This is a genomic window from Candidatus Methylomirabilota bacterium (assembly GCA_028870115.1).
GTDB lineage: Bacteria > Methylomirabilota > Methylomirabilia > Methylomirabilales > Methylomirabilaceae > Methylomirabilis.
Map to the genome: position 1 here is coordinate 1 of JAGWQH010000116.1, position 7258 is coordinate 7258.

The 7258-nt window shown below is 57.6% G+C and carries 9 protein-coding genes; 6 read left to right on the top strand and 3 right to left on the bottom strand.

Annotated elements, in window-relative coordinates; genetic code table 11:
* Positions 1–301: 301 nt before the first annotated feature.
* From KGL31_14040 to KGL31_14050, 3 genes are read left to right on the top strand one after another with little or no spacing between them, the layout of a single operon-like run.
* On the top strand, positions 302–577 hold the full coding sequence (locus KGL31_14040) for a type II toxin-antitoxin system Phd/YefM family antitoxin (GenBank protein MDE2322999.1): 276 nt from the start codon (positions 302–304) through the stop codon (positions 575–577).
* Positions 577–903, top strand: coding sequence for a type II toxin-antitoxin system RelE/ParE family toxin (locus KGL31_14045; protein ID MDE2323000.1), 327 nt, complete (start codon positions 577–579; stop codon positions 901–903). Before KGL31_14040 ends, KGL31_14045 begins: the two co-directional genes overlap by 1 nt.
* A gap of 34 nt (positions 904–937) precedes the next feature.
* Complete coding sequence (locus KGL31_14050) at positions 938–1195, top strand: DUF2442 domain-containing protein (protein ID MDE2323001.1); 258 nt, start codon at positions 938–940, stop codon at positions 1193–1195.
* Positions 1196–1353: 158 nt separating this feature from the next.
* On the opposite strand, the gene KGL31_14055 is transcribed toward KGL31_14050, so the two are convergent.
* The 3 genes from KGL31_14055 to rpiA all read right to left on the bottom strand — a co-directional run bounded on the left by KGL31_14055 (position 1354) and on the right by rpiA (position 4021).
* Complete coding sequence (locus tag KGL31_14055) at positions 1354–2277, bottom strand: class I fructose-bisphosphate aldolase (GenBank protein ID MDE2323002.1); 924 nt, start codon at positions 2275–2277, stop codon at positions 1354–1356.
* A gap of 68 nt (positions 2278–2345) precedes the next feature.
* A complete protein-coding gene (fbp, locus tag KGL31_14060) occupies positions 2346–3362 on the bottom strand; it encodes a class 1 fructose-bisphosphatase (protein MDE2323003.1) in 1017 nt (338 codons plus the stop codon).
* Positions 3362–4021: a ribose-5-phosphate isomerase RpiA gene (gene rpiA / locus KGL31_14065; GenBank protein MDE2323004.1), complete on the bottom strand. Its 660-nt coding sequence runs from the start codon at positions 4019–4021 to the stop codon at positions 3362–3364. The genes fbp and rpiA overlap by 1 nt, the downstream gene beginning before the upstream one ends.
* 454 nt (positions 4022–4475) lie before the next feature.
* Between rpiA and KGL31_14070 the strand changes: the two genes are divergently transcribed.
* From KGL31_14070 to KGL31_14080, 3 genes are all read left to right on the top strand, one after another.
* Positions 4476–5942, top strand: a complete 1467-nt coding sequence (locus KGL31_14070; protein ID MDE2323005.1) for a form I ribulose bisphosphate carboxylase large subunit — start codon at positions 4476–4478, stop codon at positions 5940–5942.
* A gap of 20 nt (positions 5943–5962) precedes the next feature.
* Positions 5963–6385, top strand: coding sequence for a ribulose bisphosphate carboxylase small subunit (locus KGL31_14075; protein ID MDE2323006.1), 423 nt, complete (start codon positions 5963–5965; stop codon positions 6383–6385).
* Positions 6386–6538: 153 nt separating this feature from the next.
* Positions 6539–7258, top strand: a 720-nt coding sequence (locus KGL31_14080; protein ID MDE2323007.1) for an AAA family ATPase, incomplete at its 3' end; no start/stop codon positions are given.

The window sequence follows — 7258 nt, forward strand, 5'->3', positions numbered from 1 at the left end:
GGTCTCACCGGACCAAGACTGACGCGGTCTGTCACGTCCGGATGTGTTAGATCCTCGACCACGACTCTATACCTGTTCATGACGCTACTGTAAAGATACAAGACTGAAGGCTGCTGCTGCCTAACACATCAGGGCACGGAGGAACACCAAATGGTGCTTCACGTTAAATCAAGGGGTTCAGTAGAACGATTGACCATGACAAAATGGGATAGGGAGCATAGACTTGTTGCCTTGGCCGATCTTGACGGTTGATCTGTTTATGGGCTATATTTAGCCATACTCAAGAATTGGAGGCACCACTATGAAACTGTCCAGCCAGATCAAGCCTATCAGTTACCTGAAAGCTCATGTCGCCGAAATCGTAAGGTGTCTAGGCGAGCAGCGCGAGCCACTGGTCATCACGCAGAACGGCGAAGCTAAAGTCGTCATACAGGACATCAAAAGCTACGAGCAAACTCAGGACACATTGGCTCTCCTGAAAATTCTGGCGCTCGGAACCCGCCAGATCGAGGAAGGCAAGGTCCAGCCCGCCGAGAATGTACTCAAACGCCTGCGCGAGCGATGCGGCGTTCACTGATGCCGTTCGCGGTTCTGCTGACCAATGACGCAGCGCGTGATCTCGACGAGATTTGTGACTATATCACTCTGCACGATGTGCCTCAAAAAGCAGATTACGTTTTGGAACAGATTGAGAGAGCTTTCTCCAGACTCTCCGAATCTCCCGAGCGCGGTGCCTATCCGAAAGAATTGCTGTCGCTGGGCATTCGGGAATACCGCGAGGTTTTCTTCAAACCCTACCGCATCATTTACCGAGTCATGGGCAAAAAGGTTTATGTTTTGCTGATTGTCGATGGCCGCCGCGACATGCAATCGCTGCTGCAGCAGCGATTGCTGGATGCGTAAGCAACCGAGCGGAATAGGTTTCAGGAGGGGAAGAATGGATAAAGTTCACGACATTCAACACGTGTCCTTCTCTGGTACAGTCATGAGGTTACATGTCGATGGGAGGGATTATCAGATCGATATTGCTGATAAGTCGGAACGTTTGCGGAAAGCTACACAGCAACAGAGGAAAAACGTCGAGATATCTCCAGCGGGCTACGGAATTCACTGGCCGGATGTAGATGAAGATTTATCCATTGACGGACTCATCGGCGTGAGACATGCGCCGCCGTTCGTCACGGCCCAAACATAGAAGGTGGCGAACAATGGGCTACAGCAAATCGATGCTGCGCGTCGTCTGCTGAACTTGGTCGTTCGGCTTAGGTAGGGGCGATAGAATGAGTGATACGTAGCCCGTGTGGGGCGCTACCTCACGTTACAACCCAGCATTGAGCGCCGGCGCGGCGCCTACTATATCTCGCCGGAGTAGATCTTCATGATCTTGGTGAGCAGGTCGATGGCGTTAGCGCGCGGGCGCTGGAACGAGTTGCGGCCGATAATAGTGCCGAACCCACCCCCATCGCGGATGGCCCGGATCTCGTCCAGGACCGCGTTATCATCCTCCTTGGCTGCCCCGCCGGAAAAGATCACCATCCGTCGCCCATCGAAGGCGCTCTGGACCACATGCCGGACGCGATCTGCCAGGGTCCCGATCGGCACCTTGGTCTTCTCGTAGACCTTCTTGGCCTCCGGCTGCTCGATGTGGGCGCTGGGCAGCTTCACCTTGATCAAATGCGCGCCAAGCTGGGCTGCGATTTGGGCCGCGTAGGCCACCACGTCGATGGCCGTCTCACCCTCCTTGGTCAGGCCGGAGCCGCGCGGGTACGACCAGCAGACCGCAACCAGACCGGACGCCTTGGCCTCTGCCGCGATCTCGCGGAACTGCTGATACATCGTAGCACAATGAGCGGAGCCGGGGTAGATCGTGAAGCCCACGCCGACACAGCCCAGGCGCAACGCATCTTTCACGCTGGCCGTCACCGAGGAAAACGGGTCCTTCTCATCGTGCAGCACGTCGTGGCTATTGAGCTTCAGGATCAGGGGGATCCGGCCAGCGAATTCCCTGGCGCCGGCCTCGAGGAAGCCGAGCGGCGCCGCGTAGGCGCTCAAGCGCGCCTCGATCGCCAGTTCAAAGTGGTAGTGCGGACGGTAGGCGGGGGGATTAACGGCAAAGCTTCGCGCCGGACCGTGCTCAAACCCTTGATCAACCGGCAGGATCACCAGTCGGCCTGTGCCGCCAAGGTAGCCGTGGTGAAGCAGCCGGGCCAGATTCGTCAGTGTCCCCGGGTTGTCACCGCTGTACCAACCAAGCATCTCACGGATACGCTCACTCATGCTCACTCCCTCCCTTGAATAACTCGGTATGGCGGGATCCGGCCTGAGTTGGTCGGTGCGTGGACCCGCTAACGCTTCCCCTGGCAAAACTCCTCGACGAGAACCACGTCATCGGAGCTGCCGATGATGATCGGTACGCGCTGGTGATATTCCGACGGCTCCATGTCCAGGATCCGCTCAGCTCCGGTACTCGCCCGCCCCCCAGCCTGCTCTACGATATAAGCCATCGGTGCAACCTCATAGAGAAGTCGAAGCTTCCCGCTGGCATTCTTTCCTCCGCCGGCTTCGCCCGGATACATGAAGAGCCCGCCTTCAAGCAGGGTGCGGTGCAGATCCGCTACCATCGACCCGACATAGCGGAGTGAATAGGGTCGGCCTGTCGCTTTGTCCGGCATGCTCAGATAGTCGACCGCTCGGCGAGTCGGTTCGGACCAGCGATGGTAGTTCCCATGGTTCACACTGTAGGTCTTGCCCCGCCTCGGAATTCGAATATCGGGGTGTGTCAGAACGTAATCGTCCAGCGTATGATCCCATGTAAAGCCCTGCACTGTTTGGCCAGCGGCGTAGACGAACATGGTACTGGGACCATACATCACATAGCCGGCCGCCACCTGCTCAGTGCCCTTCTGCAAGATATCCGCCGCGACATGCTCCCGCCCATGGCCACGCCTATGCCGCACCGAAAAGATGGTCCCTACTGTGCCGTTGATATCGATGTTCGACGAACCATCAACCGGGTCGAAACAGACCACATAGCTCCCGGGGAGGCAGTTTCGGTCGACATGCAGCGGCGCCTCCATCTCCTCTGAGACCATCGTGCAGACAAGACCGGTCTCCTTCAGCGCATCCACAAGCACCTCATTCGACCAGAGATCAAGCTGGGCGATCTGCTCTCCCTGAACGTTCACCTCCCCGGTATATCCCAATTTACCGTGCAGCGCCGCTCGGTTCACCTCCCGCGACACCAGTTTCGAGGCGGAGCCGATCTTGATGAGAAGCGCGCCCAGATCGCCCTCTACCGGTGTCCGGTCGTCCAAAAGATGACGGGTAAGGGTGATGCCTTTACTGATCATCGGATCTCCCATCACGGGTCTCCGCGTTGTTGTACGTTGACCGTATCGCCGTCCTGTACCAGGACCGTGTCAGCCATACCAATGAAGAGCCCCGTTCCGACCACTCCAGGGACCCCAAGAATCGCCTGCTCGAAAGGAGCCGGATCAGGAAGCGGCGAGATGCGACAGTCGAGGATGTAATTGCCGTTATCGGTCACGAACGGCTGCCCATCATGCTCGCGGACAGTTGGCCCGCACCCAAGCTCTGCGAGGCGACGCCGGCAGAGGGGCAGCCCGAACGGCACGACTTCTACGGGAAGGATGCCACGACTCCCCAGGACCGGCACCAGCTTTTCGACCCCAACGAGAATGATCAGTCTTCGTGACGAGGCGGCCACAATCTTTTCCCGAATCAACGCGCCGCCGTAGCCCTTGATCAGGTCGAGCCGGGGATCGACCTCATCCGCCCCATCAAAAGTGACATCGATGCTTGACACCTCTTCGAGCGTTGCCAGGCGTATTCCGAGCTGCGCTGCCAACGCGGCGGTAACCTGCGACGTCGAGACCGCTGTGACCCGGAGACCCGCCTTGACCGCATCACCCAGGGCGCGGACAAATGCGGTTGCGGCCCGACCGGTACCCAGACCCACCACATCGCCGTCCTTGATGAACTCGAGGGCCATGTTCGCCATGGACGGCTGAGTCCCCGGCGCGCTCGGGGTGCTTGAGGACAACTGCTGGTTATTGAGACGCGGTTCTTGATTCATCGAGTGATGGAAGGCTCCCAGTCCTCTCTCAAAGGTTGCAGGTTTATTTGTGGCTGATATTATTACTATGTCGGATATCCGGATGTCAAGGAGCGCTTCAGGGGCCGGGTACCTCTACAGCAGCGAGGACGACGCGCTGTGTATGAAGGATCGTCGCGTGCTATATAGATGAAACATTATGACACATTCAATAATTTTCTATTTGACCTTATGATAAGAACTGAATAATTTAAGGCCACGCATCGGAATGGGCCTGGGTCCGATCACGCTCAACGAAACATTGGGGGCGAGAAACATCCCGTCCAGGATCTTCGCGGGAATGCGACACAGCAGAACGAACGGTGGAACAGAGGTGAAAGGGTAAGTCAAGGAGGACACTATGGCAGGAGTAACAACGGGAACCAGCAAGGATCCAAAAGACCGGTATAAAGCGGGAGGCGTGGTCCCTTATAAGCAGATGGGGTATTGGCGGCCGGAATATACGCCAAAGGACACCGACGTGATTGCGGTATTCCGTATCACTCCCCAGGAAGGTGTGGATCCGGACGAGGCGGCCGCAGCCGTAGCGGGAGAATCGTCCACTGCTACCTGGACAGTGGTGTGGACCGACCGTCTTACCGATCACGATGCTTATCGCGGTAAGGCGTACAGGGTCGATCCTGTCCCGGGTAGTCCAGGTCAGTATTTCGCCTATATCGCCTACGACCTGGACCTCTTTGAAGAGGGCTCAATCGTCAACGTGAGCGCGTCTATTATCGGCAATGTGTTCGGCTTCAAGCCGCTCAAGGCGCTGCGCCTGGAAGACATGCGGTTCCCTGTGGCGTACCTCAAGACCTTTCAGGGTCCGCCTACCGGGATCGTGGTGGAGCGCGAGCGCCTGGATAAGTTCGGCCGCCCGCTGCTGGGCGCCACCATCAAGCCGAAACTGGGGCTGTCCGGTAAAAACTACGGCCGCGTCGTATATGAGGCGCTCAAAGGCGGCCTCGACTTCACGAAGGACGACGAAAATATCAACTCGCAGGCGTTTATGCACTGGCGCGACCGTTTCCTTTTCGCTATGGAAGGGGTCAACCGTGCCTCGGCCGCTACCGGCGAGGTGAAGGGACATTACCTCAATATCAGCGCCGCCACCATGGAAGATATGTATGAGCGCGCCGAATTCGCCAAGGAGTTGGGCAGCGTCATCATCATGATCGATCTGGTCATCGGCTACACCGCGATCCAGTCGATCTCGAAGTGGGCGCGGAAAAACGATATGATGCTGCACCTGCACCGGGCAGGCCATTCGACTTATACCCGTCAGAAGACTCATGGCGTCAACTTCCGCGTCATCTGCAAATGGATGCGCATGGCCGGGGTGGACCATATCCACGCCGGAACCGTTATCGGTAAGCTCGAAGGCGACCCGTATATGGTCAAGGGGTTCTACGATACCCTGCGGGAAACCCATACCCCGATGAATCTGCAAAATGGTCTGTTCTTTGATCAGGACTGGGCGGCGCTCCGCAAGGTCATGCCGGTCGCCTCAGGCGGCATCCACGCCGGACAGATGCACCAGTTGCTCCATTACTTTGGCGAAGACGTGGTGCTCCAGTTTGGCGGCGGGACTATCGGCCATCCGACCGGCATTGCGGCGGGCGCGACGGCCAATCGGGTCGCCCTGGAAGCGATGGTCCAGGCGCGCAACGAGGGCCGCGATTACTTCAACGAAGGCCCGGAGATCCTGGCGAATGCCGCACGGTGGTGCCAGCCATTGCGGACAGCGCTGGAAGTATGGAAGGACATTACCTTCAACTATGCCTCGACCGATACCGCGGACTTTGTTCCGACGACAACGGCCGTGTAGGTGAGAAGGGGGGAAGCAATATGCGAATTACCCAAGGCACGTTCTCGTTCCTGGCTGATCTGACCGACGACCAGATTAGAAAGCAGGTGGAGTATGCGTTACACAATAAATGGGCCGTCAGTGTCGAGTTTACGGATGACCCGCACCCCCGCAATACCTTCTGGGAAATGTGGGGCTTACCGATGTTCGACCTGGAAGACCCGGCGGGGATCATATATGAGATCGACGCCTGCCGCAAGGCCTATCCCAACCACTACATCAAGGTGAACGCCTTCGACCACAACAAAGGTTGGGAAACTATCCGTCTGTCGTTCATTGTCCACCGGCCGCCGCATGAGCCAGGCTTTGGCCTTGTGCGGCAGGAGGTACGTGGCCGCACCGTCAACTACGTCGTACACAGTTATGCCACCGACAAACCGGAGGGCGCGCGGTATACGGACTGAGCACCGATCGGCAATCCTGGGAAGGGAAGGGGGTTCAACCCCTTCCCTTCCCACACTGTACAGTTACAAGTAATCGTTGTAGATTTGCAAAGGCTCCCCTCACCCCAGCCCTCTCCCCCAAAAGGGGGCGAGGGGGATTGAACGAGGAAGTCGATGAGTGAAGCGGAAGTTGAACAGACCCCCGAAGAGAAGGCCCTATCCGGACTCCCCGACGATACACCGGTAGATCTTGATAGTGTCTTCCGCGATTCTCAGATTCAGGAGATCCTTGATAAGCTTGACCGGGAACTAGTCGGCCTGAAACCGATTAAGACGCGGATTCGGGAAATCGCGGCCTTGTTGCTCGTCGATAGGGTGCGGAAAAGCCTGGGGCTGATGTCAGGCCCGCCCAGCCTCCATATGTGCTTTACCGGCAATCCCGGTACAGGGAAGACCACCGTCGCGATGCGGATGGCCGAGATTCTGCACCGCCTGGGTTACATCCGTAAGTGCACCCTGGCGGCGGTCACGCGGGACGATCTCGTGGGCCAGTACATCGGGCATACCGCGCCGAAGACCAAAGAGGTCTTGAAAAGAGCGATGGGCGGTGTGTTGTTTATCGACGAAGCCTATTATCTCTACCGTTCGGAGAATGAGCGCGATTACGGTCAGGAGTCGATCGAGATCCTGCTCCAGGTTATGGAGAATCAGCGAGAGGACCTCGTGGTCATCTTAGCCGGCTACAAGGACCGCATGGAAACGTTCTTCCAGGGCAATCCGGGGATGTCCTCCCGCATCGCGCATCACCTGGATTTTCCGAACTACTCGGCGGAAGAGCTGATCGCAATCGCCAAGCTGATGTTGGAAAAGCAGCAATACCGCTTCAGCCCTGAA